A 26531-nucleotide genomic window follows, 5' to 3' on the forward strand; every position below is an offset into this window, starting at 1 on the left:
CCGGCAGCACCAGCAGTTACTCTGTCAGTTGGAAAACCTTAAATGGACAGTCACTCAATTACACTTTAAGAACAGAAATGGGCGATGGCCCAATCGCACTCTTGCAACTACGCAATTTTGTTTTACCAGAAAAGATCTTTTTAGATTAAAAATTTAAACAAATAAAAAGATGATTAAAATGGATTATTGATATCTCAGTTATTTTTACACCAAGTATTCTCCATTATATTGAAATATTAACTAGTCACCGCCCTATTTAGCCAAAAGATCTCTGGAAAGCTTTCTTTTAAGTTAAATAACAAACTAACATTTAAATAAATCTTAATTATTCTATGTCATTAAAAGTAATATCATTAATTCTCACTTCTTCTCTGTTACTTTCCGGTTGTGCTAATGCGGGCTCTTGGGGCACAAAAACGGAAAACTCCATGTTGGGAGCAGGACTTCAAGGCTATAACCATACTCAATTTGAAATTTCAGGTTTTTCAATTAATGGGGGTTACGGCAGTATTGGCGGAACCGTCTGTTGTGTGATGATCCCCGAAAAATGGCGCCCTAATTTAACCGCACATATTCGATGGGAAACTCTCGATACCAGCAAATTTCCACCACCTCCAAAATTTAGCCAAGTAGAAGCCTATAAACACTGGAAACAACAACTCCGCGACAATACCTCCAGTCACGAAACTTGGGTGCCAATCCCACAATATGATGAACCTTGTAGTGTTAAAGTGCATTTCTTACCTTGTAATGAAGTGAAAATCACTACCTCTTGTAAAGGATATGGTCATCCTGAATACCCAATTAATGAACCTCATAATATGAAGGAACCCACCGTATGTCCTCAAAAATAACCATTTGGCAAACTTACCCTAAACTTGCCACGCTCTTGATCATCTCTCTGTTACTTTCCGGTTGTGCTAATGCCGGCTCTTGGGGTGCAAAACCAGAAAACTCCCTCTTGGGAGCCGGGCTTCAAGGCTATAACCACACTCAATACAGTATTACCGGTTTTTCGATTAATGAAGGTTATGGCAGTATTGGCGGCACGGTCTGTTGTGTGATGATCCCCGAAAAATGGCGTCCTAATTTAATCGCGCACATAAAGTGGGAGAAACTCGACAAAAGCAAAATATCTCCTGCTCCTGATTTTGACCAAGTCGAAGCCTATAATCACTGGGAAAAAGAATTAGACCACTATACGACCTATCACGAAACTTGGGTGCCAATCCCACAATATGATAAAGAAGTGTGTGGTGTCGATGTTCATTTTTTACCTTGTAATGAGGTGAAAATTACCACTTCTTGCTATAGCTATGGTGATCCTGAATACCCAATTAATGAACCTCATAATATGAAGGAGCCAACCATATGTTTGAAGAAATAAAAGCAGAACCAGTTTGGGTACCTAATCATTTCCCTAATGATGGGCGATTGGAATTATCTCAACAACAAATAGAAAATAATTATAAAACACGAGAAGAATAAAAATTATAACTGCAGTCGAAATTTTCACATATCTTTATCCACTTTATTATTAAAGTAATACAATAAAATAAATATTTATAAATTTATTTTATAAAAATTGTAATCAACAAAAAATAAGTTTCCTTAATAAAACAATGAGTACTTAATGAAAAAAATAAAAATCTTATTTTTAATTAGTTTGGCATTTGTTATTTCAACACTTAGTTCTTGTGATAACAAACAAGCAGATATTAAAAAAATCATGCATGGTTTTAAATGGCATCAATCAATGGATGATATTAAAAAATTAGATTTAGCTAATTTAAAATGTACATCTGCACCCGAAGGATGGGCATGTTCTTCATGGTCATCTCCTTATGGTATAAAGGACAGTTATTATTACTTTTTTGTGGTATTAAGAGATAAAGGTCTTGCATCTCTTCTTATTCTAGAATTAAAAAATCAAAATAACCAACAAACACTATTAAATAACTACAATAAATTAAATCAGTCATTATTTAATATATTTGGCCCACCTAGCTATCAAATTGATAATATCCCTCGAGATAATACTTTTTTCCAATGTCTCGAAAATAAAGAGTGTGGTGAAATAAAAAGCCAATATGATACCAATAACGTTACCACAATATTAAATGTCATAGGTGATAATAATGGAGGAAGACTTAGTTTACTCATGGCAATAGATAATAATGATAATATTAATTATTACTAGGAAAATACATGTCTATATTAACATCTCTTAGAACTGCTTGTTTCAATAAAGACGCATCCTTAGAAACACAACTTGCTCAACAACAAATCGCTTTGTGGGATCGTTGGTTATTACCCATTACACCCAATCACCCCATTGGTGATGATCCCAGTTATGAAGATGACTTTGAGCGAATGAAAGAAGAAGTCAATAAACTCTCTGGCGCAGATACTGAACTGATTTGCTTATTGGCTGAAAAATTATTGCTCAATTCCTGCAAAGATGTGCGTGTGGTGACTTATTATATTTGGGCACGCTTACACAAAGAAGGTGAACACGGACTTGCCGATTCTTTAGGACTTTTAAGTGGATTGCTTATTCGCTATCACGACACGCTATTACCTAGCCGAGCCACCAGTAGAAAATCGGCCTTAGAGTGGTTATCAGGGCAACGCGTTTTAGATAGCTTATCGCTTTATCCCGAAGTCGATCATAATGAATTTTCTCGGATTATCGCCCTATTAGCCACCATTGAAACTGAGCTTGAAACATGGAACGAAGCTGAAAGACCACAACTTGCGGGATTACATCAAGCACTCGAAAAACGCCTTGCTCAATCTGGTGGCACAAGCTCATTAGTACCACAAAATATCAGCAGAAATGAATCTGCTTATAACTCTTCTTCAAAGCCATCTTCTTTATCACAAAACACGCCAATAGAGACAATACAATCAGGTCGTGAATTATTAGATCAATCTAAAATGCTTGCTAACTACTTACGCAATCAACCTAATGGCTGGTTAGCAGGACATAGATTAATGAAAGTAGTGAGATGGGATACGCTTCATCAACTTCCACCACAAGATCAACAAGGTTGTACTCGCCTTTCCCCCCCAAGAACGGATGCAAGAGCACAACTTAAACGCCTCTATTTACAACAAAGCTGGGGTGAACTGGCAGAACAAGCTGACAAGCTTTTTGCTGAAGGTGTTAACCATTTTTGGTTAGATGTGCAATGGTATTTATATCAAGCACTCAGCAAATCCTCTGCCCCTTGGAATGCATGGTCTGATGTTATAAAAAACGATTTAAAACAATTTCTTACCCGCCTTCCTGATTTAGAAAAACTGTCATGGGAAGATGGTACTCCCTTTGCTGATGAAGTAACCTTAAATTGGATAAAACAGCATGTTATGGAAGAGAATTTTGATGCCATGCAGGGATTATCAAGTTCATCATCTCACCAATCCGAAGACGAGCCTATATTAGCACTAGAGCCTGAAGCCATTACTCAAGCAGATAATGAAGGCATTGAGATTGCCTTAAAATGGCTACAACATCGTCCTGATATCAACACGCCAAGACAAAAATGGCTATTAAACCTAGTTATGGCAAGAGTAGCAGAACAATTTGCTCGTCACGATCTGGCATTAAATTTATTACGAGAACTTGATAAAAAAGCACTTTCAATGCCATTAACACAATGGGAGCCTAACTATATTTTTGAAGTGAAAGCACGACAACTTCACCTTTATAGAGCCCAAATTCAACGTAATACTTCAGATAAAAACCGCATTGAACAACAAATGGAACTGTTACTCAGTGAATTGACAGCTATCGATCCTGTACGTTCTTCAATTTTATATTCTTAATATTTTACTCAAAAAATCAAGGTATCAAATTAATGGATGATTTAACCCTTCGCTATTTTGATGCGGAAATGCGCTATCTTAGAGAAGCCGCAAAAGAGTTTGCACAAGCACACCCCGATAGAGCCGCAATGCTCGATTTAGATAAAGCAGGTACACCCGATCCTTTTGTTGAACGCTTATTTGAAGGCTTTGCTTTTTCAATGGGGCAATTAAGACAAAAAATTGATGATGATTTACCTGAGTTAACAGAAGGCCTTGTTAGTTTATTGTGGCCTCATTATTTACAAACAATTCCTTCATTATCAATCATTGAATTAACACCAGATATTCAGAAAATGAAAATGACAGATAAAATATCGGCTCAATTCGAGGTACTTTCTCGTCCTATTGGCCCGAAAAAAACAATTTGTCACTATCGAACAACGCAAGATTTAACACTTAATCCAATAAGAATAGAGACCGTTAATTTAACAACTGAGCCAGATGGACGCTCAGTTATTCAGTTAAAATTTACATGTAGTGAAATTATTAACTGGTCTGAGGTTAACCTTCATAAGCTTTCATTTTATTTATCTGGTGATATTCCAACAACTAATGCACTGCATTTAGCATTAACCAAACAAGTTTCAAAAATCTATTTAAAACTTCCTCAATCAAAAGACAGAATAGCGGTGCCCCTCTATTTTTCACCAGGAGGATTTAAGGATACGGATGCCCTTTGGCCTAAAGGTGATACCACATTTAGTGGTTATCAATTGCTACTGGAATATTTTTCTTTTCGTGAAAAGTTTATGTTTGTGTCACTTAATGGATTAGGTGATATCCATTTTCCTGAAGAAACATCAAAATTTGAGTTAGATATTGTTCTAAATACTTTATGGGATAGCTCACTCACATTAAGTGATGAAAATATCCGTTTACATTGTATTCCTGTTATTAATCTTTTCAATATAGAAGCAGATCCCCTCACAGTTAATGGATTGGAAAGCGAATATTTACTACGCCCGCGTCGTATTCAAGATGGGCATACTGAAATTTATAGTGTGGATAGCGTACATGGCTCTCAACGGACAAATGAATCTATTTATGTGCCATTTACTAGCTTCCGTCATCGTGGTGGTATGTTACGCCATAATGCACCTGAACGTTATTATCATACCAGAGTAAAGCGTGGTGTTACGGGGCTTCATGATACTTGGCTTATATTAGGAGGAGAAAAACAAGAGATTGATTTAGCAACTCATACAGAAACCCTTTCATTACAACTCACGGGTACTAATGGGCAATTACCGCGCAAAGCACTGCAAAGTACATTGCTTGATAGAACAGAACAAACCTTACAAATTCCATTAACTGTACGTAATTTATGTAAACCCACTTTGCCGCTTTATCCGCCTTCAGAAGATCGATTTCATTGGCGAGTACTCAGCCACCTTGGTTCAAGTTTTCTGAATATGATGGACAATGCCGAAGTGCTCCGAGGTACACTCGCACTCTATGACTGGCGAGATGATGATATGAATCATCGAAAACTCGATGCCATTATTCATGTTGAACACCATTTAATTGAGCGTTTTGAGAAAGGTTTTTTACAACGAGGCATTGATATTGAAGTGACATTAGACAGTAATGGTTTTAATGGTGAAGGGGATATGCATTTATTTGGTGAAATGCTTAATCGCTTTTTTGCACTTTATGCCGATGTTCATCTGTTTAATCAATTAACACTGATTATCTTACCAACAGGAAAACGCATTCAATGGAAAGAGATCCACAATCCACAGCTACCCCGTTAATTGAGGCTTTAGGCGAAAAATTACCTTATATAAATTTCTATCGCTTTTGCCAACTACTTGAAAAATCCAATGCTAATTTCTATGAATTAGGGCGTTCTCACGACCCTAAAGATGATCCTATTCGTTTTCGCCCTCATCGAGGTATGGGTTTTCCAGTGACTGAAATCAAAGGGATTGACTCCCTTGATAAATATCGTAAAAGTACAGTACCAAGCTTACGTACTACCTTTCTAGGACTTTATGGTATCACCTCACCTCTTCCAACATCTTATCTTGATGATATTGCACAATATCGAGATGGTACGGATTCACTCACTGATTTTTTAGATATTTTTAACCATCGACTTACTACACAATTTTATCGAATTTGGCGTAAATATTCGTATCCTGCAACCTTCGATGAAGGAGGCAGTGATAATACATCACAATATCTTTATGGTTTAATTGGTTTAGGCATTCCAGGTTGTGCTAATCAGGTGCAGTCTCCCCTATCTCGCTTTTTAGCTTTATTAGGAATATTACGCTTACCTACACGCACGGCGGAAGGAATTAGTGCATTAGTAAAATTATTAGCACCATCGACAAAGGTCGATATTATTCCTCATGATCCACGAAGAATAGCGCTAGAGATCCCCACCGCAATGTCGTGTACATCCCCTATTACATTAGAAAACAAACCCGTTTTAGGGAGTTATGCGATAGACGTAAACAGCCAAGTATTAATAAAATTACATACTGAAAATAAAGATGAAGCAAAAGGCTGGCTACCTGATGGCAGTATTTATCAAGATTTTATGGCATTGCTTCGTGTTTATTTAGGTTCTCGCGTTAATGCACGATTGCGTTTAACACTACCAAGAGATTTATTACCTGATGCAACACTGAGCACCTCTAAAAGCCAAGGTGTGCAACTGGGTAGAACTGCAGTTATGCGACCTCATAACATTATTGAAAAACCATCAACTCCCTCTTTTATCACCATCGGCCTTGGTTTTTATCAATATCTAACACTCCGCACTCAACATTATAAAAGTGATGAATATGGCAATTATCAATTCTAAACCTCAAATATTTCTCTCCCATACTTACCGACTAGCACTATTACTTATTGGTGTTTTTACTCTTGCAGGATGTGGTCTAACACAAACTATTAGTGATGGTACAGTCTCTTTAACTAAATCTATTTTCTATAAGCAAATTAAAGTGCTACATTTAGATTTTACTGCACGAGAAGCACTTAATACTGACGATAACGGTTCTTCGCTTTCCGTCATTGTTAGAGTATTCCAACTAAAATCTGCTGACACCTTTAATAATAGTGATTATCTTTCGCTGTTTAATCAAAATAACGATATTTTAAAATCTTCATTGCTAACACAAAAAGACTTACGTATTCGTCCTGGAGAATCTATTTCTTTAGATATGCCAATGGAGAAAGAAACAGAATTTGTTGCAATAGCAGTAATGTTTCACACTCCTGATGAAATTAAAAATAACTGGCGTATTGTTATTCCTAAAAATAAACTTGATCCTGATAAAGCACGAAAAATTGAGTTAGCTGAAAATACACTAACATTACAACCTTTGGATAAAAAATAACGATGCCACAACCCTCTCTTTATGAAATGCTAACGGGATATTTTTCTGGAGGATTGCCTGTAGATGCCATCTCCGAAGAAGACCAAGTTATTTTATCTGTTATGGATAATATTCGTCGAATATTAAACTCACGAGCAGGAACATTAAAACATTTGCCTGATTATGGCTTACCCGATATGAGCAAACTTATTCAAGGATTACCAGGAAGTTCACATAAAGTAATGGCAATATTATCAAAAACATTACTCAAGTATGAACCTAGAATAAAATCAGTAACACTAGGTATATTACCTGAAAATGAATTTGGAAAATTATGTTATTCTTTAGATATTGAATTACATGAAAGAGGGCTTATACGTTATGGCACTGAGTTTTCTCCTGATGGACGAATATTTCTCCATCATTTAAAAAAACAATTTAACTTATCGTAAATATATTTCCATTCATTTTATTCTTAGCCTATTTTCCTTTGTTTAACTTTATCTTATAGCATTTAGACCTTAAATTAACTTGAGGCTTCTATGAACTCTTACTTAGACTCACTTCCTGTTGGAGGTGATCCTCGTGTATTTAATCAATTTCTTAATATTAAAGAGGAACTTGATAAACGCTTTCATCCAGCACGCCCTGATATTAATTGGCAATATGTCCATGAATTGTGTATTTCTTTATTTAATCAAAATGGTGTTGATCTTCAAACAGCAGCTTGGTTTGTTTTATCTCGTCAGCAACAGTCTGGATTAGATGGTTTAAATGAAGGTCTTTATCTAACCCATAAAATATTAACTCAGTATTGGCAAACATTATGGCCTGTACAAACACATACTCGTATTAATATTCTTTCTACATTAAGCCAACAATTAATTTCTGGCATTCGAGGAACAACATTTGTTTATACTGACTTACCTATTCTTTATCAAATTGAAGAGTTATTAAAAAATATTAATCATCACCTTCAAACATTAGAAATAAAACATCTTATCCAGTTTGATTATTTACAAAATTTAATTATCACCCAAGCGAGACAACTAGAAAATGCAGATACATTAGATAATAATTTTTATTCACCTGATTTATCACCCATTATTAATAAAGAAGAAAACAATCAACCTCAAATTGCTGAATCAGCATTATCTACATCCCCTCATTTAACTGAAAAGACCATACCACCTAAAACCTATATCTCCCCATCTATTGCATTACAAACACCAGCTAAAAAAAACAACCATCAAGAATTATGGAAAGGTATTTTAATTGGCACATTAACCAGTAGTTTATTTTTTGTTATCCTATTTTATTTTTGGTTATCTGAATTAAAAAATAACAATCTGACAGATGCTTTTCCTTATATTCCAACTATTAATGCACATGCAGGCTCTCTTATTGAACAGCAAACTGCAAATGGTAAAAATATAACAAAAACAATCAATTCTGAGCAGATTGATGTGATACAACAGCGTTTAGATGAGCTCGCATTACTTTCTCCCACATGGGCGCAGAGTTACGGACTTGAAGTAATCAGTTATTTGAATGAGCAGTATGAAGATAATCTTGAGCTTTTATCATTTACACAGCTTTGGAAAAATAATCTAAAAATAAATGCCACCACTGATGAACAACTCAATCAATGGTCTAAAGGGATGGCTGAACTCGACGGATTAAGCCAACGATTAGATAGCTTTGATGGTAACCCTAAAAATTATATTACTGGCTCTGAGTTAAAATCTATCATTTTCAAAGCTCGCCAACATTTCAACCAAGCTAAGCCTTTAGAGGAAGAGTTACGCTTACTTGAAAAGCAACCAACACAAAATGCAATTTCAGACTATGAATATCAACAAATAGATAACCATTTTAAACAACTATTAAATCGATATTCGTTATTACGTTCTAAATAAGGAAAAAAATATGTATTTTATAAGGAACTTAATCCTTATTACCATTGTTAGTTTATTAAGTGGTTGTATTATGGGTTCACCTTATGGAGGAGCTATCTTTGTTGGCCCTATAGATTTTATTAAAATAATTTTTGACTCTAAAGATGAAAGAATAAGCCCATCTAACAATACTCGATCAGAACCTGTTATTAATTATTATAATAATCAGCCAAGACCAATAAAAGTTGCAGATATTACACTAAATCAAGAAGATATTTTATCTTCTAAAACTAATATTGGTTCAATAAACTTTACATTTCCTGATGAGAATGAATACAAAATTTTATTAGACCTTGTATATCAAAATGATAAAAATAAGGTAATAGAATCAGAAATATATTTAATCATGAACAATAAAGAAAACAAATTACCATTAGTTGATTATGAGAAAAGAGATATTCGCTATCCTGATTATAAACTATCCTCTGCTAATCTCTATATTTTCAGTAAAAAAAATAATTTCAGTTTAAATATAACTTTTACTGGTTCTCAATCAGAAACAAAATATAGATCAGATGAAGAATTTATAATTAAAAACAATAATTCAACATTAAAATCAAAAATAACAATAGATGAAAAAGACTATAAAATCGACAAAATAACCTATCATTAAATTAAATATTGAAAAGTTAAAAATAATCATAATTGCACTATTTTTAATACTGATAGAAATATTCATTAAAAAGTAACGAGTTATTACAAAATAGCTTTTAAATTAATAACTAAAAAAGAAGATAATAATAAAATTACAGTATTAAACCATCAGTGCATGACACAATTAAATTATCACATAATGACTAAAAATGAATAATTCTCATTATATTCAATAAAATACAAGTAAAAATACGTATTTTAAATCACTAAAGAAACAAATCAATTAATAAGATTTATCTTTATTACAAATACGTATTACTAAAACACACCTTAATTACATTCTGTTTCAATTATCAACACTAATAAATATTAATTTTTAATAAACTAATTGTAATAAGTTTTGTTAATTATTTAGATTGTAAGGTGTTTAAATGAATATAAAAATGTTTGTTATTTCATTATTATTGGTTTCTTTTGGCGCACAAGCATTGATTATTAATGAAAATAATCCACCAGAATATCAATCTTTTAAATCAAATTATTCTGATATGATTGAGTTGGCTAATAAATCACGCTTGCCACATCGTGTTTTCTATACTTCACCAAGTACAGGTAGAAATGCGCTATGGTTTGATGCTGTTAAACACGGTGATTTAAATGAAGTTAAAAAAATGCTTGCTAATGGTCAAGATATTGAAGCAAAAGATACAGGTAGCTTAGACCAAACAGCACTAGGTTGGGCCGCATTTATTGGTGATGAGGAAATGGTTGATTATCTTATTTCTCAAGGTGCTAATTTATGGGCTACAGATAAAGGCGATGTTTATAATGTCTTTAAGTCAGCTGTATTAGGAAACAACGTTAATGTAGTCAAAAAAATTCACGCCCTAATGAGAAGTGATATTGAAATTAATAATCAAAGAGTAGAAAGTGATGGTGAAACCTTTATTATGATTGCAGCAAGCAATAATCGCATTGATACTGTAAAATATCTTATTTCTCAAGGTGCAGATGTTAATCTTGTTACCACAACACAAGATACATCACTATTTTCTTATAATCATAGTGCGTTAAGCTATGCTTGCCAAAATAATCTTAAAGATATGCAGAAGCTACTGATTAGAAACGGTGCTATAAATCATAGAACCGGTACAACGTCCTGCCATTAAATACATAAATGCCATCTCATAATAAGATGGCATTTATACTATTATTTATTAAGTTTTAATGAAGTATAATTTTCATTAAAACAATTAAAAATACAGTTTAATATATTTATCTGAACTCAATGTTAATAAAGATATAATAATACTATTTCTTCAAACTACCTTTTTCTTTCTAAATATTACAATCTCACTAGGTTGTGTTATTGATTCCCTATCTTCAAAAATCATAAAATCTGTTTTTTTAGCCTCTAAAATTAAGCTTTGAGGTGTAACACACAGTATAAAAGAAATAGTAATCAATTGATCTACCGTTATTTTTAAATGCCCATCTTCTAATTGAGAATAATGTAATATACTTATTCCCAACCTTTCAGACATTTCATTCTCTGTTATTTTCAATTGTCTTCTTATCATTTTTATTCTATTTCCAACTTTGGTGTTAATCATCCCATTGTTCTCCTTCTTTTATTAGATGATCATATCGATAAAACACCGAATTACAGTTTAAAAACGATCAAATCATAAACTGAAAATACTTAACCATTTGTTATTGAACACTCGTAACAGTACTTACTTTCACGAACTCTGTTAATAAGGTTATTCCGATATTTTAAATTTAAAATAATTTACATTTCTATATGTTATTTTAATCTACATCATATTTAGAGTAACACGATAGTATTAAATATCGAATCCGTAATCGACATGTAACTCAATATGTTAGATAGTTTTATCTATTTTTTCTCAGAAAAAAGGGATTTATTCTAAAATAAAAACATATGGATATAATCAATAATTTATAGATGCATGTTTATCATTAATATAGAAGCTATAATACATCATAAAGATATCTCTATGTTATTATTTTTGTAACAATTTCATACCATATTAAAAATATTATAACTCAATAAATAAATAATGTTTTTTTTCAAATAACAATAATTAAAAACTGAATTAAAACCATTATAAATTAGTACAAACTTATCTAATATTTTTTATTTTCACTTTTTATATCTTTACATTTTATTATATTTTTCATTTAACAGCATGATAATATCAATTATTATTAGTTTTATATCACCATTAATAATATTAATTATTTTTATTTTAAAATATATTCTTATAAGAAAAAAAAGAAAAAAAAGAAAAAAAGAAAAAAAGAAAAAAAGAAAAAAAGAAAAAACATGTAATAGAAAAAATATCTTTTATAAAAAATAAAAAATATACTATCATAAATAGTATTTATTTAAATTAATATTAATTAATAAAAGTTCCCCCCAACAATCTACTTTTAGGTTGTTGGGAGTGCTTATTATTTATTCTCTTCGAATTCTTTTTTATTAAGCAGATAATAATATAGTTCATTACTCCAATAAGACAACCCTAGAGGCTCACCACAACGAATATGATCGTAAGTTTCATCTAATCGAATATCAGAGAAAACATAAAGCTCATTCGCTTTAGGTTTTATTATGGCTGATTTTATTATCTTAGCTGCTTCTTCAATATTATCAGGTAACTCATCAATAACTTTTCCTATAGATAAACAGCGTTCAACCTCTTCATCGACAGCATCTCGTAAATTATCAGCACCTGAAATTAACATCATATCAATTTCAACAGTATCTAATATTAAATAAGGCAATTTATTTTTTTCTAAGAAACAAATTGTTTCCTGAATATCTTCGACAATATGACTTTTTACATCAGAAAAGAGAACTTCAAGAATGGATAAAAATTTCTTTAATCGTTTATATCCTGGTTCAAAATGACTGGTTACTGCATATAAAGGAAGATCTTGCTCTTCATCAATTTCGCATTCATCTTCATCAAAATCATCACTTTCTAATCCAGAGAAGATCAAAGACTCACATCGTTTAGGATCACCAGACATCAGAATTCGATGTATTAGAGGAACAGAGTAAGCCCATTCAGATAATCCATAAACAATATCAGGTCGATCATTATGATTACTAGGTTGATTAGAAATACTATATAAGTAAGAACGGTTAGCCATATAAATATCCTTATTCTATTATTAATTAATAATCCTTTATATTGAAGCAACAATAGCAGTTGATCTTATTTTTATCAACTTACATTTTATTTAGAATAAATAGATAGTTATTTATTTAAATATCTAACTTATAAAAAAACAATATTATTTCATAACCCAAATAATATTTTCAATTAATTAAAACAATAAGTTTAGTTATGATTAAGTATATACAAAAAAAGCCCTCTACTAGAGGGCTTTTTAAACTATATGGATTAGAATCTGTAAAGACTAAATGGTTTTGGATCTAAAACAGGTTTTTTACCAAGTAACAAATCAGCTGTTAATTCTGCTGATACTGGGCTTTCTGTCATACCCCAACCTGTCGCTGTATTAATCACTAAGCCTGGATATTCTTTAACTTCTGAGATAATTGGATTTTCATCTGGTGCGATAGCCATTGCACCACTCCATTGATCAATTAATTTCGATTCTTTAAAGGCTGGGAATTCTGCTTTTAATTTTTCTAATGAAGCATTTAGCTCAGGTAAATCTGGCAGTGCTGTCATATTTCTAAATTGCTCAAACGGAGAAACTTCATCTAAATTCCAATGTGTTGATTGCATAAATGAATTGATTAATTGTTCATTTAAAGAAATATGCACAGGGAAATCAGGCAGAGCTAATAATGGCAGATATTTATAACCATAAGTGAAAGATTCTTTCACTACTGGAGCCACAATAACACGAGGAGAAGTTGCGTAAGTACCATCAGCTTGTTCACGGAAGAAAATACCGCCCGGTAAAGCAACGTTGCCACCCGGTGCTGTTGGTGAACCACTGATTAACTGTTGAGACTGATATGCAGGCAGTGTTGGCACATCAACATTGAGATTTTGCATAAATAGGCGTGACCAAACACCACCAGCAACAACAACTTGAGAAGTTTTAATTGCACCTTTCTCTGTTACAACGTCAGAAATCACACCCGCTTGTGTTTCTAAGCCACGAGCCGCACATTGAGTGTAAATTCTAACGCCCATTTTTTTAGCGTATTCAGCCATAACGAAGGTTGCAACTTCTGGATCGAAGCTACCTGAATCTTCTTCAAAGCCTGCAATTTTCCAATCTGTTGTTGCACCGCGAAGACGTTGATTTAATTCAGCCCCTTCAATAATTCTGGTTTTAAATGGAATATCTGAGCCAACATTCTTACTTCTTTCGTCAATCCATTTTCTTACGTTTACTAAATCTTCTTCATCAAGAGGAACTTCTACACGGCCTTGTGTACGATAAGTGGTATCAACACCTACTTTTGCATTCATTTCACGCCAGCGATATTTACCTAAATGGTGTAATAAGAATGTTTCGTCAGGCATTTTATAGCTAATTGCTTGACCGTAGAATCTAGAAGATTGCTCACCCGCGATATTACCTTTTTCTACAATCACAACAGATAAACCACGTTCCACAAGATTAATGGCCGTCATAATACCGAGAATACCCGCACCAATAACAACAACATCCGCTTGTTTTGGTAAAGCCCCTTCCGTACCTTCAACAAAACCATGTCTTGGTGTACCCGGAACAAAGCGCCCTTCGCGAGTTAACATTGGTGTTAAAATTCCCGCACCAGCCGCTACAGCCACGACTGTTCCACCAATGATAAATTTTCTTCTAGATATCGCCATTTTACTCGTTCCTTTTACTCAATGAATTATTAGCATTAAAACAATAACGATATCTTATTTCATTTGTAAACTATTAGTAAAGTATTTGTAAACTTTTTCATCTGTTTTTTTCTTAAAAATCCGTACTATTTAATTTACTTATACAAAGAAGGGGATTAATTATCATTTTGTTTTTTATCGATTATTTAAGTCAATTAAGTAAGATTAGAGCATATCAAACTAGTTGTTTTCTTGGTTTTTTCATCAATATATAAAATTTTCTACTATTAAAGAGCTACAACCCACTTGTTAAACATCACGTTATTACACATTCAAATTACAAATAAATAAGTTGAATTAAATAAATTGATTAACAAATAATCCACAAAATTACTAATGTTACTAAGATAATAAGTTGGGTATATAAAAAGGAGATAATGATAAGAAATATAACAATGGGCTGGTTATTTGATAGTGATTCAGAAGAAAATAAGGAGGTAGTTGAAATGACCATACTTAAGATTATATTTATCTCTTTGTATAACCAAATTTTAAGTGTTCATTTTTAAACCAATAACAAGATAAGTCTTTTTTTGATTACTTTTGTAAAATAGACCTTAATTTTTCCTTATAAATCAACATTGTTACAACTTGAAACAAAATACACATTTTGTTACATATTAAAAATCCATGTACATTAGAACGGACTGGCTTTAGCGAGATTTCGGACATTTACGAAAGGGAATTGTATAAATAAATACACTTATTATAAGAAACGAAAGTAGTAAATATCGTGTGAACAATTATTTTACGCTAAGTCACTTATCCTACGAGGATACAACGCCCTCTCTCTCTACCCCTTTCTTTACTTCCTTCCAAAATTACTTAAGCTACTCTTATCAAATCGCAGTGCGCACTGGCTGATTTTTATCGAAAGGACTTCAACAAAATGATTTTGTTGAGAAACGATTACTCACTGTAAATTAAGGACTTGCCATGCCAACTCCATGCTATATCTCTATCGAAGGGAAAACCCAAGGTAACATCACTGCGGGTGCATTTACCGCGGAATCCGTCGGTAATATTTATGTTCAAGGCCACGAAGATGAAATGCTGGTGCAAGCATTCTCTCACGTAGTCACCGTGCCGACTGATCCACAATCAGGTCAGCCTTCAGGTCAACGCGCCCATAAACCATTCCGTTTCACTGTGGCATTAAACAAAGCCGTTCCTCTGCTGTATAACGCATTAGCGTCGGGCGAAATGCTGCCAAAAACGACCTTAAAATGGTATCGCACTTCGGTTGAAGGGAAACAAGAGCATTTCTTCACCACCACATTAACCGATGCGACTATCGTCAACATCGATTGCCAAATGCCACACTGCCAAGATCCGGCCAAATCAGACTTCACACAACTGATCGAAGTCTCCCTGTCTTATCGCAAAATTGATTGGGAACACACGGTTGCAGGTACTTCTGGCTCTGACGACTGGCGTGCGCCACTCGAAGGTTAATCCTTCTTTTCACCTACACACCAAAGTGTGTGGGTGTTTCTTTGTATTTTCTTAATGGATAAAACAAGCGGTAGCTTGCTCAGTGGATATTGGAGCGAAAGATGTTTGCGAAAGATAAAAAAAATAATCTCACCTCTCAGCTTGGTGGATTAAAAAAGAAGGCGCTCAATAAAGCGCAGGATCTAGCGATTGCTAAAGCAACATCGACACTTTCGGCCTCTACTCAGCAAACGCTCGCCACAGCTCAAACGGAACAACAAGGGCTTTCGCAAGCCTCGTCAATGGCCTCTCAAGCCTCATCGCTTATTCCCGGTGGCGGTTTTGCCGGTGGAATAAATAACGACGATGTACCGGGGCTGACCTTCTCTGAAGGATTGGCTAAAAATAAAGCCTATGCACAACTGTTAGATTCGCTATTAGGCGCGGTATCGCCTTCTGGTTTGGTTTTTACCTGCCAAATTGCTGGCTTGCCTGAAAGCACTTTTCAAGTCACGGAATTTAATTTAAACGAAGGGTTATCACGTTTATTTTCACTGTCAATTAGCGCAGTCACCACTTTGCCTTTTATCGATTTTCAATCGCTATTGGGTGTGGCTTCATCTTTAACTGTTAAGCGTAATGGTAACGAAATCCGGACTGTACGTGGGATCTTAGCCGGTGCCGTGCAAGGTAATACCGATGGTGTAAAAACGTGGTATCACTTTGATATTCGCCCTGAAATGTGGGTGATGACGCTTAATCAAGACAGTCGTATTTTCCAGCATAAAAAAGTGCCTGATATTTTAAAAACGCTGTTAGAAGAAGCCCATATCAAAGCCGACAGCAAATTTTATCGTGATGATTTACACCAGAAACGCCCCTATACCACGCAAAAACGAGAATCTGCCTATGCGTTTTGGTGCCGTTTAGCCTTTGAGGAAGGGATTAACTTTTGGTTTGAAGAGAACCAACTGTTTTATAGCGATGAACATATGGGCATGACGGCAGGCATTCACCTGACCTATAACCCGCAAGCTGAAAGCGATATTACAGATAGTACCGCGACTACATGGCAATACGGCGAATATCTCTGTGTGGATGAAACCATTCAAAAAGACAATAACTTTATCCGCCCTTCTTACCCATTAGCGCATCAAGCCAAATTAGAAAAAGGTGGTCAACATAGCGTGTTCGAAAGCTATGGACGCTTTCAAGAAGATGCACAAGCGGCCCCTTTCACTGCCATTCGTTTTGAACAACTGCGCAACGGCAGTCGTGTTGGACGTGCCAGCACCAACTGTTTTGCCTTAATGCCGGGCAAGATTTTCTCGCTGAGCAATCACCCTAGTTTAATGATGAATGATAACTGGCAAGTTATTCAAGTTTCGCATCATGGCGTACAGCCGTTAGCAGATAACAGCGGTGGCGAAGGTACACAGCTTTCTAATAGTGTCGAGTTTATTCCTGGTACGCAAGAATGGCGACCACCGCATCATTACAAACCGACGGCGGATGGCGATGAAGTTGCCACGGTGGTAGGCCCTCCGGGTGAAGAGATATATGTCAATGAAGTGGGTGCCGTAAAAGTCTATTTTCATTGGGATCGCTATGGCAAGCCCGATCACAGTGCTTCGTGCTGGGTACGTGTAGCGATGGGCTGGAATGGTAATGGCTATGGTTTTTCTGCTGTACCGCGCATCGGGCAAGAAGTCATTGTCTCTTATCTTAATGGCGATATTGATAGACCGATTATCACAGGGTGCACCTATAACGGTCGCAACGCACCCCCGCTGAAATTCCCTGAAAATATGACCCGCACAACAATCAAAACCAAAACCCATAAAGGCGATGGTTTTAACGAACTGCGCTTTGAAGATGCGGGTGGCAAGCAGGAGATTTTTATTCATGCACAGAAGGATATGAATACGGTAGTGCTCAACAATCGCACCACGCATGTACTCAATAGCCACGCTGAGATCATCGATAAAAATCAAGAGATGCAGGTAAAAGGTAATCGGACTGAAACCATCAATGAAAATAACACCGAAACCGTCGGTCAACATAAAAAAATCAGTGTGGGCAATACGTTAGCCATCGATGCAGGTGATGCCCTTGAGCTGCGTTGCGGTGCCAGCGTGTTAAGAATGGATAGTGCAGGCCATATCACCATTAATGGTACGGAATTTAGTTTTGAAGCCTCAGGTCCGGTGCAGATCACGGGCAAAGATATTGACTTGAATTAAGAAGGTGAAAATGGAATTTCGCAACTTAACCCCGTTTTCAGTAATGAACTATAAGATGTTAGATACCTCAGATATTGAACATCATGTTGTCGTGATGAAAGTGGGTTACGACTTACTGCCCACAACAGAAACGGGGATTTACCAGACTCACCTTTCAACAAAATTTCCGCTGATTTTACAGGATGAGTATGTATCAACCATTAATACGTCTTCTGTTTTTTATGAAAGTGATTTAGCGCCTTTTAAGCCTTTTTGTGATGTGATCATAAAAGGAATGGCGTATGCACCTAATGGCATTCCTAGCGAGTCGATTATCGCATCTGTCACCTTAATGGATGCAGAAAAAAACACCTTACTTTATAAACCATTACGTTGCACAGGTGTTCGGCAATTCATTTATGACGAGCAAAAAAAATCGTGGCAATTAACACGACCTAAACCAATACGACAATTACCAATAGATTATCGTTATGCTTTTGGGGGTGAAAATAAGATCTATGCCGATGAACAATTACAACACACATTAAATAAAGAAAATTTATTACCTGAATCAGTGCGTGTTAATCATCCCGAGGGTGAATCAGCGCCTATTGCACACGCTGCTTATGAATATAATCCATTAGGCTTAGGATTTATCACTCCGTGGTATCTGCAAGCAAAAGGTATTACCTCATTTTCAGCTCCTCAAATTGAATCATTAAGCCCCCCCATTACGGCTGATTGGATTAATCAGCAACTCAATGCTAGCACTTTTCAACAGCAGCCCGCTGGTTTTGGTGTTATTGGTCGAGCATGGTTACCGCGCCGTTTATTAGCAGGTACTTATGATGATGAATGGGTTAATTCTCGCCATCCGTATTTACCTTATGATTTTGATTTTCAATATTGGAATGGTGCACCCGCTGACCAACAAATTCCTTACCCAAAAACTAATTTCACATTGAAATTAGAGAATTTAACCCCTCAAGGTTATTTGCAAACCACATTACCTGAGCATCGCCCTTTTGTTTTATTGCGTATGCAAGATGGCTTGTTTATTCCTATCAAATTGAATTTAGACACGCTTGTTATTGATGCTGAAAAACAGCAACTTGCACTGACTTATCGATTAGCTTTTGAAGTATCACTTCCTATTCGCGTTTGTGAAGCGCGTTTTGAAATCAATCCTGATGCACCTTTAGTGCGTTTTGCCCAACCACAACAGGAGCAAACTCATGGCTGATAATTATATTGCAAGACAACAAGATGCTTGGCTCGTTATTAGTCTAATTCCCGATGTTTGCAAAACACCAATAGGACCTTCAACTCCTCCGATCCCTTATCCCGTTGTGGCAAAACTCGAAACTGCTGTCGGCTCAGTGCCTACAGTTAGAGCAAATAACCACCCTATTGTTGTTCTTAATCAAAGTGTTATTCCCACCACAATGGGTGATGAAGCAGGCGCAGCAAAAGGGATAAAAAGTGGCACCGTGGCGGGTAAGTGTTACCCCAAAGAGCACTCGAAAAGCGTTAAGGTCAATAAAAAACCCATTTTACGTCATGGGGATAAGTTTTGGATGAATGGGAAGTAACAAGGAAGATCGATTATGAAAACTTATCTAGTCTATGAAGTACCAGAAGTGGGTAAAAAAAATAATTACACTGATATTGATACTTTTGATAAGCAATGGGGGAATGCTTTAAAATCAGACGATAGCCTCCCCCAAGGTCATGTAATATCCAGCACAAATGACGATATCCGTAGTACTAGTTATATTGGTTTACCATCAGGTCAGGAAATGTATTTTCATGCTACTTTATCGAGTGATAATGTAGAAATAAGAGTACTTGATAGTAAAGGAAATTTACCGCCAAGCCACCCTATTTACTATGTTGATTACGAAACATATGATGAAATAATTAAGAAATACCATCTTGATAACTTACCTCCCTCTACACAATTATTTAGCTCAGTATCAATAGATGAAGTTCAGCCTAATGGTAATACTGAAGGTATTATTACACATGTTCCTTCTTCTAATGGAAAGACACCTGAAGAAGCCAACACTGTCGTTTCTGCTGAAAATAATGATGAAAAAATAGCAGCAACAGTAGCGGGAAGTATTACTCACTCATCACCACAAAACTCTCCTCCTTCAGAAGCTACCCAGCAAGTTTATAAAGCCTTTAATAATATGGGAGAGGCTATTGTCCATCCCGATGAAGGTGCTAAAGGTGCCATAAAGCAATTTTATAATGATGGCGTTGAAATGGCGGAAGGTTTAACGTCAGTCTCCTATTTTTACTCAGCGATAACATCAGCAAGAAATGCAATTGTTGCTAAAGTATTTGGTTTTGATGATATAGCGAAAAATCAAGCTCAGCAGGCAATAAGTCAAACTGAAAAAGCAAAAAATGTCAACTTTAGTGAAATTAAAGCAACGCTAGAAAGTGAAGCAGAGAAAGGCGGAGCTCTGCTTTATGAAGGTGCCAGCTTAATGACAGGAATTTTGGGAGTATTTAAGCATGGTTCGAAAGCTGTTTTTTCAAAATCTAATCAAGCACGTAGAGATCTTGATGCTACCATTGGAAATATTGATTTAACAACAGCAAAAACAGCTTCAAAAGAAAAACCAATCACCAACGTAGATAATATCAAGCCAGACACAACACCAATAAATAAAGCACCAGAAAAACCAATTGATCCTGTTGATAATGCAAAACCCTCCACCGAGGTTGCACCTAAACCCACAGAAAGTGCAAAACCAGACTCAGGTGCAATCATCAAAGAAAAGCCTGCAACAACCGATACGCCTAAAACAGACACACCATCAACTAAAGTTAATGATGAAAAAAGCAATACCCAGAGCTCTGATACAGGGAAAAGCCAAGATAACCAAAAGAAAAATACTGAAGGTGATCCCGTTGATTTAGTGAGTGGGGACTTTATCCAGATTTGGCCTGTTATTTCGATCCCCGGCCTTTTACCTATTGAACTCAATAGGGCTTACTATTCTACCCAATCACCTAAAGGGCTTTTTGGCAGTAAATGGGGAGATAACTGGTCAATGTCGTTAACACTACATCATGGCAGTGTTGATTTTCAAGATCCAGATGGCAACCATTATACCTTTTTGACTCCTTCCGATGAAGTGTGCTCACGTAACCAACGTGTTCCTCATTACTTACTGTTAGGTAATAAAAAAACGGGATTGTGGATACGTGATAATCGCCATCAACGCCTTTATTACTTTGAAGCACAAACCGCAAAATCGTCACATTATCGGCTGATAAAAATCAGCAACTTGCAAGGATTATCACTTCATTTCAGATATAACGATAAAGGACAATTAAACCAACTTATTCGTTATGATGGTTTTCAAATAAATCTGCATTATCAATATGATAAATTACAATTTATTGATTACACCTTCGATTCAAAAGTCCAGCGCTTAGTCTCTTGTCAATACGATAAACAGGGCTATTTAAGTGAATGTGATGCCTTTCAGCAAAACCACTTATTCCATACTTATACCGCCCAAGGTTGGATGACAAGTTGGCGCGATACTGACCAAACTGAGTTAACGCTTGAATATGATACGCAAGGCCGTGTCATCAAAACCTATTCAGAAAGTGGTTATTGGTGTGATCGCTTTTTATATGACGATGCCTTAGCTATCAATACTTATATTGATAATGAAGGTGGTCAAACTCGCTATTATTACAATGAAGATCAGCAAGTTATTCGTGTACTCGATCCTTTAGGTCGAGAGACTCGAACACAGTGGCAAGATCATCGAAAAGTCAGTGAAACCAATGATCTTGGAGAAACTACAAAATATGTTTATCACGCTGATGGGCTTCTAGCACAAATCCATCTACCTGACGGCCGTAAAGTGGGTTATGAATATAATGACGATGGGCAACTCACCTGCTATGTCTCCCCCTTTGGCGATAAATGGCAACTCACCTACGATGACAAAAGTAATTTAACCGCAGTTACCGATCCACAAGGTCGCCAACAAGCCTATGAATATAGCCAACATGGTGAACTACTTAAAGCTATTCAGCCAAATGGTGCACAGTGGCACTATGAATATAACCCAGCTAATCAATTAATAAAAAGCACCAACCCTTATCAACATAGCTCGGAATACCAAAGTGATGAGTTAGGTCGCTTACTACAAGTGACTAATGCACTAAACCACACCACTCGCTATCAATACAGTAAAGAGCATGATGGTGTTAACGGCAGTCTCAGCGATATTTTATTGCCTGATGATATCCATCAACATATTGAATATGACAGCGAACGCCGGGTTGTTGCTGTCACCGATGGCGAAGGCAAAACCACGCGCTATCGCTATGGCCCCTTTGATTTATTACTCGCCACCATACGCCCTGATGGGACGGAAATTCGCTTTGAATATGACTCACTTACACGACTCAAAAACGTCATCAACGCCACTGGCGATGTCTATTCTTATGAGCGCGATAAAGCCGGTCAAATCATTCGTGAAGTGGATTTTGCTGGACGTGAAATTCAATATCGCTACGACCGCTTAGGGCGGCGTATTGCGACTCGTTACCCTGATAATCATGAGCTCCGTTATCATTATGATGAGACAGGGTTAGTCACCGAACAAAGCATTTGGTTTGCCGATGAGATTGAGCATAAATGCCTTTCCACAACCACTTATCAATACAATGAACGTTTACAACTTATTCGTGCCACCAATCCTGATTCGGTGGTGGAATTTGAGTATGACAACCAAGGGCATTTGTGTTGTGAGCGCATTAATGGACAAGAGATTACGCACCAATGGGATGAGGAGCACGATATTCTCACCCAAACCCGCTTTGGTGAGCGTGAACTTAATTATGCTTTCGGTCAACTTCATGAACTGACTTCCCTGCAAGTCAATCAACATGCACCCTTACAATTTAGTTATAACGCCTTAGGGCAAGAGTTTTTACGTCAAAGCCAAGCGGGTTTTGCCAACTCCAGCCATTACACCGCCACTGGGTTATTAGCGCATCAACGTGCAGGACGGGGAACGGAGTCCTTTTTTAAATCGCTACACGATAATCCACTTCAACCGCCAATATCGACCGATGTTCACCGAGGTTATCAATACGATAAAGCCTTTAATCTGGTCAATATTGAGGATGCCCGCTGGAACCGCACACAATACCGCTATAACGCCAACGACCAAATTGTTGAAACGCAATACAGCAACCAGTTTGAATGCCAAAGTGAGAAGTTTCAGTACGATAACAACCTGAATATCACAGAGCATCAGTTTATTCCATCTGATGCACAAGGTGCGTTTTTACAACTGGCACAACAGCAACAAAAAGGCCGTGTCACACGCCGTATCACTGCCAAAGGTTATCAAGATTATCACTACGACATTAATGGTCGATTAACGCAAAAAGTGGTTCATCAACACGGTTTTCGAGCAAAAACGTGGTATTACCAATGGAATACGCTTAATCAACTTATTGCCTGTTTTAATCCTGAAGGAGAATGCTGGCGTTACACTTACGATGCCTTTGGGCGACGACTCAGTAAAAGTAAGGTGGTCGATAATCGCCCTACTTCACCACCCAATTCACCGTTTAAAAATAAACGCGTTCAGCGTGTTGATTACCTGTGGTCTGGCGACCAAATGGTGCAAGAAACCCCGATTTATGCCGATGGTACTCCCGCTTATGATTCGCAAATTCAGTGGCTCTATCAACCCGGCGAAATCACTCCCACAGCCCGTTATCAACGTGGAAAACTGCATTATGTCGTCACTGACCATCAAGGCACCCCACGAGAAATCTTTAGCGAAAAAGGGATTGTAAGCTGGGCGGGACGGTTAAATACCTGGGGGCAAATGGCGCTTTGGCAATCTCATGATAATTATGCCGATAACGACCCCGAATATACCGAATGCCATTTTCGTTTTGCGGGACAATATGAAGATAAAGAAAGTGGCTTGTATTACAATCGCTTTCGCTACTATGATAAGGGCACTGGGCAATATATTTCGCCTGATCCTATCGGATTATTAGGTGGCTTTAATCCGTATGGGTATGTGCATTGTCCAACTGGGTGGGTAGATCCGTTTGGGTTGGCGGGTGGTCAGGGGAATAAAGGAGAGGTTGAAAGTTTTTATCGTTCAATGTCATCTGCTCACTATGAGCATTTAATAAACAAAAATCAATTGAAACCAACATCTGAAACATTTTTATCCCCCACATTAGGATTTTCTGAAAGTTATACAGGAATATTAGTACGTTTTGATTTAAAACCAGGAACAACAAAAGCCTTAGAAAATATCGGTGTTAGAGATATATCTAAAGCAACAAGAGAAACCTACCCTGATATGCCTATTATTAGCAAAGGGTGGAATAAGTTTAATGCTTATTTTAAAGCTGAGGGTGAACAAATCAACATTGGTCTTGGTAAAGGTAAAGCATTAGAAATATTTAATGATAATATTAAAAGATTTGAAAAATTAAAGGAAATAAAAAAGGATTAAACCATATGATAAAAGAAAAAATAAATTTAATAGAGCTATATATGAGAAAAAAAATAAATAAAGATAATTTAATTCAAGAATATACAAAAAAATTTGGTATTATTGATATTTGTCATGAATTAGATTTATCCATTGAAAAAAAAGATTCGGAATTTCTCGATTGTATTTTATATCTTGGTGATGTCATTAAATATAAATATGTCTGTATTTATTTGTTGGAAAAATTAATTCTTGAAAAATGGCATTATAAGCATGAGGATTTAGCAAGACTTTTACAAGCATATAAAAGTCCATCAAGTGTTGATGTTTTATATTTAGCATCCAATTTAAATCTAGAATATTTAGATTTTGATGACAACTATTCACTAGCTATAAAATGTATTAGGGGAATAAATAGTATAGGAAATGAAAATGCAATAGAAAAATTAAAAATTCTTTCTAAGTCAAAAAATGAAAAAATCAAAAATAATGCTATTTTATTACTAAACGAAAATCACAAAAAAAAATAGTTTTTTATTAATGAGTTGGAGCTAAATTATTAGCTCCTCAAAATAAATTAAATTATTAATATAAAATTAATTATGTTATATAATTATTAGCACATCAACGTGCAGGACGAGGAACGGAGTCCTTTTTACAATCCCTACACGATAATCCGCTTCAACCCCCGATGTCGACCGATGTTCTTCGAGGTTATCAATACGATAAAGCTTTTAATCTGGTCAATATCGATGATGCGCGTTGGAACCGCACACAATACCGCTATAACGCCAACGACCAAATTATTGAAACCCAATACAGCAACCAGTTTGAACGCCAAAGCGAAAAGTTTCAGTACGATAACAATCTCAATATCACAGAGCACCAGTTTATTCCGTTTGATGCACAAGGTGCCTTTTTACAACTGGCACAACAGCTACAAAAAGGCCGTGTCACTCGCCGTATCACCGCTAAAGGCTACCAAGATTATCACTACGATATTAATGGTCGATTAACCCCAAAAGTGGTTCATCAACACGGTTTTCGAGCAAAAACGTGGTATTACCAATGGAATACGCTTAATCAACTTGTTGCCTGTTTTAACCCTGAAGGGGAATGCTGGCGTTACACTTACGATGCTTTTGGGCGACGCCTCAGTAAAAGTAAGGTGGTCGATAATCGTCCTATTTCACCGCCCAATTCACCGTTTAAAAATAAACGTGTTCAGCGTGTTGATTACCTGTGCTCTGGCTATCAGATGGTGCAGGAAACTCCGATTTATGCCGATGGTACGCCCGCTTATGATCCGCAAATTCAGTGGCTCTACCAGCCCAATGAAATCACTCCCACAGCCCGTTATCAATGCGGAAAATTGCATTATGTGGTCACTGACCATCAAGGCACCCCACGAGAAATCTTTAGCGAAAAAGGGATTGTTAGCTGGGCAGATCGATTAAATACCTGGGGACAAATGGCCTTTTGGCAATCTCATGATGATTATGCCGATAACGACCCTGAATATACCGAATGTCATTTTCCTTTTGTCGGACAATATGAAGATAAAGAAAGTGGCTTGTATTACAATCGCTTTCGCTACTGATCTGCTTTAATCAAACAGGACACTTTAATAATGGAATATAATCCAATTATTGAGGTGTTAAATGAAAAAACGAACAAATAGATTTTATACTACTGAGTTTAAGCAAGAAGCGGT

The 26531-nt window shown here is 36.0% G+C and carries 21 protein-coding genes; 18 read left to right on the top strand and 3 right to left on the bottom strand.

Features of this window, described 5'->3' with window-relative positions; genetic code table 11:
* Positions 1-332: 332 nt before the first annotated feature.
* From DK866_RS19095 to DK866_RS19145, 11 genes are all read left to right on the top strand, one after another.
* Complete coding sequence (locus DK866_RS19095) at positions 333-854, top strand: DUF3304 domain-containing protein (RefSeq protein ID WP_109410177.1); 522 nt, start codon at positions 333-335, stop codon at positions 852-854.
* A complete protein-coding gene (locus DK866_RS19100) occupies positions 839-1387 on the top strand; it encodes a DUF3304 domain-containing protein (RefSeq protein WP_109410178.1) in 549 nt (182 codons plus the stop codon). The genes DK866_RS19095 and DK866_RS19100 overlap by 16 nt, the downstream gene beginning before the upstream one ends.
* A gap of 246 nt (positions 1388-1633) precedes the next feature.
* Positions 1634-2200, top strand: a complete 567-nt coding sequence (locus DK866_RS19105; protein ID WP_109410179.1) for a hypothetical protein — start codon at positions 1634-1636, stop codon at positions 2198-2200.
* Positions 2201-2208: 8 nt separating this feature from the next.
* Entirely contained in the window at positions 2209-3831 is a 1623-nt protein-coding gene (tssA, locus tag DK866_RS19110) for a type VI secretion system protein TssA (protein WP_109410180.1), read from the top strand.
* 32 nt (positions 3832-3863) lie between these two features.
* Positions 3864-5627 carry a type VI secretion system baseplate subunit TssF gene (gene tssF, locus DK866_RS19115; RefSeq protein ID WP_109410181.1) on the top strand — a complete coding sequence of 588 codons (1764 nt, stop codon included), beginning with the start codon at positions 3864-3866 and terminating at the stop codon, positions 5625-5627.
* Positions 5591-6688: a type VI secretion system baseplate subunit TssG gene (gene tssG / locus DK866_RS19120; RefSeq protein ID WP_109410182.1), complete on the top strand. Its 1098-nt coding sequence runs from the start codon at positions 5591-5593 to the stop codon at positions 6686-6688. Before tssF ends, tssG begins: the two co-directional genes overlap by 37 nt.
* On the top strand, positions 6663-7226 hold the full coding sequence (gene tssJ, locus DK866_RS19125) for a type VI secretion system lipoprotein TssJ (RefSeq protein ID WP_109410183.1): 564 nt from the start codon (positions 6663-6665) through the stop codon (positions 7224-7226). The genes tssG and tssJ overlap by 26 nt, the downstream gene beginning before the upstream one ends.
* A gap of 2 nt (positions 7227-7228) precedes the next feature.
* The gene (gene tssE / locus DK866_RS19130) at positions 7229-7657 is read left to right on the top strand and encodes a type VI secretion system baseplate subunit TssE (protein ID WP_109410184.1); all 429 of its coding nucleotides are present in this window, start codon (positions 7229-7231) and stop codon (positions 7655-7657) included.
* Between the two features lie 90 nt (positions 7658-7747).
* A complete protein-coding gene (locus DK866_RS19135; protein WP_109410185.1) occupies positions 7748-9124 on the top strand; it encodes a VasL domain-containing protein in 1377 nt (458 codons plus the stop codon).
* 70 nt (positions 9125-9194) lie between these two features.
* Positions 9195-9776 (top strand): hypothetical protein, encoded by a 582-nt coding sequence (locus DK866_RS19140; protein ID WP_162557037.1) that lies wholly within the window; start codon positions 9195-9197, stop codon positions 9774-9776.
* Positions 9777-10188: 412 nt separating this feature from the next.
* Positions 10189-10926, top strand: a complete 738-nt coding sequence (locus DK866_RS19145) for an ankyrin repeat domain-containing protein (protein ID WP_208624200.1) — start codon at positions 10189-10191, stop codon at positions 10924-10926.
* Positions 10927-11076: 150 nt separating this feature from the next.
* On the opposite strand, the gene DK866_RS19150 is transcribed toward DK866_RS19145, so the two are convergent.
* The 3 genes from DK866_RS19150 to DK866_RS19160 all read right to left on the bottom strand — a co-directional run bounded on the left by DK866_RS19150 (position 11077) and on the right by DK866_RS19160 (position 14610).
* The gene (locus tag DK866_RS19150) at positions 11077-11370 is read right to left on the bottom strand and encodes a helix-turn-helix domain-containing protein (protein WP_109410187.1); all 294 of its coding nucleotides are present in this window, start codon (positions 11368-11370) and stop codon (positions 11077-11079) included.
* Between the two features lie 865 nt (positions 11371-12235).
* Positions 12236-12940 (bottom strand): hypothetical protein, encoded by a 705-nt coding sequence (locus tag DK866_RS19155; protein ID WP_109410188.1) that lies wholly within the window; start codon positions 12938-12940, stop codon positions 12236-12238.
* Positions 12941-13194: 254 nt separating this feature from the next.
* Entirely contained in the window at positions 13195-14610 is a 1416-nt protein-coding gene (locus DK866_RS19160; protein WP_109410189.1) for an NAD(P)/FAD-dependent oxidoreductase, read from the bottom strand.
* Between the two features lie 975 nt (positions 14611-15585).
* On the opposite strand from DK866_RS19160, the gene DK866_RS19165 reads away from it, so the two are divergent.
* The 7 genes from DK866_RS19165 (at position 15586) to DK866_RS19195 (ending at position 26417) form a co-directional block, all read left to right on the top strand.
* A complete protein-coding gene (locus DK866_RS19165; protein ID WP_036939804.1) occupies positions 15586-16104 on the top strand; it encodes an Hcp family type VI secretion system effector in 519 nt (172 codons plus the stop codon).
* Positions 16105-16205: 101 nt separating this feature from the next.
* Positions 16206-18326, top strand: coding sequence for a type VI secretion system Vgr family protein (locus DK866_RS19170; protein WP_109410190.1), 2121 nt, complete (start codon positions 16206-16208; stop codon positions 18324-18326).
* A 10-nt stretch (positions 18327-18336) separates the two neighbouring features.
* Positions 18337-19548: a DUF2169 family type VI secretion system accessory protein gene (locus tag DK866_RS19175; RefSeq protein ID WP_109410191.1), complete on the top strand. Its 1212-nt coding sequence runs from the start codon at positions 18337-18339 to the stop codon at positions 19546-19548.
* On the top strand, positions 19541-19897 hold the full coding sequence (locus DK866_RS19180) for a DUF4150 domain-containing protein (RefSeq protein WP_109410192.1): 357 nt from the start codon (positions 19541-19543) through the stop codon (positions 19895-19897). The genes DK866_RS19175 and DK866_RS19180 overlap by 8 nt, the downstream gene beginning before the upstream one ends.
* A 15-nt stretch (positions 19898-19912) precedes the next feature.
* Positions 19913-24838 (top strand): RHS repeat-associated core domain-containing protein, encoded by a 4926-nt coding sequence (locus tag DK866_RS19185; protein ID WP_244179728.1) that lies wholly within the window; start codon positions 19913-19915, stop codon positions 24836-24838.
* A 5-nt stretch (positions 24839-24843) separates the two neighbouring features.
* Positions 24844-25347, top strand: a complete 504-nt coding sequence (locus DK866_RS19190; protein WP_109410193.1) for a hypothetical protein — start codon at positions 24844-24846, stop codon at positions 25345-25347.
* 161 nt (positions 25348-25508) lie between these two features.
* Positions 25509-26417: an RHS repeat domain-containing protein gene (locus tag DK866_RS19195; protein ID WP_109410194.1), complete on the top strand. Its 909-nt coding sequence runs from the start codon at positions 25509-25511 to the stop codon at positions 26415-26417.
* The last annotated feature ends 114 nt before the right edge of the window (positions 26418-26531 follow it).

It is taken from the genome of Proteus genomosp. 4 str. ATCC 51469 (assembly GCF_003144375.1).
GTDB lineage: Bacteria > Pseudomonadota > Gammaproteobacteria > Enterobacterales > Enterobacteriaceae > Proteus.